Genomic DNA, 1,965 nt, shown 5'->3' on the forward strand with positions numbered 1-1,965 from the left:
CCGCCGTACCCCACTCCGAGGCGCCCCCTCATCCCCGCGCCACCCTCGCCCTGACCAGCGCGGCGACCGCCGTGACGCTGATGACGTACACCGCGCCGATCGTCACGCTCCCCGACACCGCCGCCGCCCTCCACACACCGCTCTCCGCGCAGGCCTGGCTCATCAACGGCACCCCGCTCGGCCTCGCCGCCCTCCTCCTGGTCGCCGGCAGCCTCGCCGACGACTACGGCCGCCGCCGGATCTTCCTGCTCGGCACCCTCACCCTCGGCATCACCACGGCCCTGGGCGCCCTGGCCTCCTCCACCTGGCTCTTCACCCTGGCCCGCGTCGCCCAGGGCGCGGCGAGCGCGGCGATCCTGGCGAGCAGCCTCGGCCTGCTGGTGCACGCCTTCCCGACCCCCCGCGGCCGCCTGCACGCGACCGGCGTCTGGGGCGCCTTCGTCAGCGGCGGCATCGCGGCGGGCCCCCTGCTCGCGGGCTCCCTGCCGAGCTGGCGGTTCGCGTACGGCGTCCTGGGCGCCGCGACCCTGCTGGTCACGGCGCTGAGCGTCCGTACTCTGTCGGAGTCGCGCTCCCCGAGAGGCGGACGCCCCGACATCGTGGGCGCACTGACCTTCGGCCTGGCGCTGGTCTCCCTGGTGGCGGCGCTGACGCTGGGCCGCGACGGCTGGCTGCGCCCCGAGGTCGGCCTGCTGTTCCTGGCGACCGTCGTCCTACTGGGCCTGTTCGCCCTGGTGGAACTCCGCACGGCGACCCCGATGATCGACCTGACCCTGTTGCGCCGCCCCGGCTTCCTGGCCTCCTCGGCCGGCGGACTGTTCACGGGCCTGGCGGTGATCGGCCTCTTCAGCTTCTTCCCGGTCCTCTTCCAGCAGGTGCTCGGCCTGACCCCCATGGACACGGCCTGGCTGTTCCTGCTCTGGTCCGGCCTGTCCTTCCTGGTCGCCCTCCAGGCCAAGCGCCTGGCCGGCCGCGTGCCGCCCCGCCACCAGCTCGCCGCGGGCTTCACCCTGCACGCCGCCGGTGTCCTGACGATGCTCGGCGCCATCGACTCCGGCACCTGGCACCGCCTTCTGCCGGGCCTCGTCCTCGGGGGCGTGGGCAGCGGCCTGCTCAACGCCGCCCTGCCCCTGCTCTCCGTCGAGTCCGTCCCGGCGGCCCGCGCGGCCATGGGCTCGGGCGCCCAGCAGACCTTCCGTTACATCGGTTCCTGCGCCGGCGTCGCCCTGACGATCGCCATCGTCACGTCCTCCGGGGGCGGCCTGGGTCACGGCGCGAACGTCGCCCTGGTGGTGTCGGCGGGGTTGGCGCTGCTGGCGGCGGTGGCGGTGCCGGCGTTGCGGGAGCGCGCCTGACCCGGCCTATTCGGCTGAGGCCGACTCGGCTGAACTCCCCACGCCCGTCCATGAGTCAGCCCCTCGGCCGCATGGACACCAGCTTCCCCCACACCACCATCCGGTACCGGGACGTGAACTCCGGTGTGCACGTCGTCAGCGTGATGTAGTAGCCGGGTTGCCCGTAGCCGTGACCCGGCTTGACGACGGAACGCGGAATCGGCCGTATGACCCCGGAGTCCCGCGCCGACGTCTGCGGCAGGGTCTTGTCGACCGAGTACGTGTACGTCGCCTCGCGCGTCTCCACCTCCACCACGTCCCTGATCCGCAGGTGGTTGAGGTAGCGGAACGGCTCGCCGTGGGTGTTGCGGTGGCCCGCGAGGGCGAAGTTGCCCGCCTGGCCGGGCTGAGCGGTGCCGCGGTAGTGGCCGACGTACCCCTTGTTGAGGACCGCCTGCTTGCCGACGCCCTCGGCGACCGGCACGCGCAGGCCGAGGCGCGGGATGACCAGCACGGCGTACGCCTGGGACCAGGAGGGGCTCGACTGCCGTACGGCGGTGGTCCGTCGACCCGTACCACCGCCCCCGCCGCCCGAGCCGCCGTACGACCGCGGGACCGCCGGCGTCACGGC

The 1,965-nt window shown here is 73.8% G+C and carries 2 protein-coding genes; one reads left to right on the forward strand and one right to left on the reverse strand.

Annotated features, from left to right (window positions below; all coding sequences use genetic code 11):
• On the forward strand, positions 1–1,355 hold a 1,355-nt coding region (locus GRC12_RS44025; RefSeq protein WP_208786031.1), incomplete at its 5' end, for an MFS transporter.
• 55 nt (positions 1,356–1,410) lie between these two features.
• Here the strand turns inward: GRC12_RS44025 and GRC12_RS44030 are convergent.
• On the reverse strand, positions 1,411–1,965 hold a 555-nt coding region (locus GRC12_RS44030; RefSeq protein WP_208786032.1), incomplete at its 5' end, for a class E sortase.

Source organism: Streptomyces griseorubiginosus, from assembly GCF_017614965.1.
Lineage (GTDB): Bacteria > Actinomycetota > Actinomycetes > Streptomycetales > Streptomycetaceae > Streptomyces > Streptomyces griseorubiginosus_B.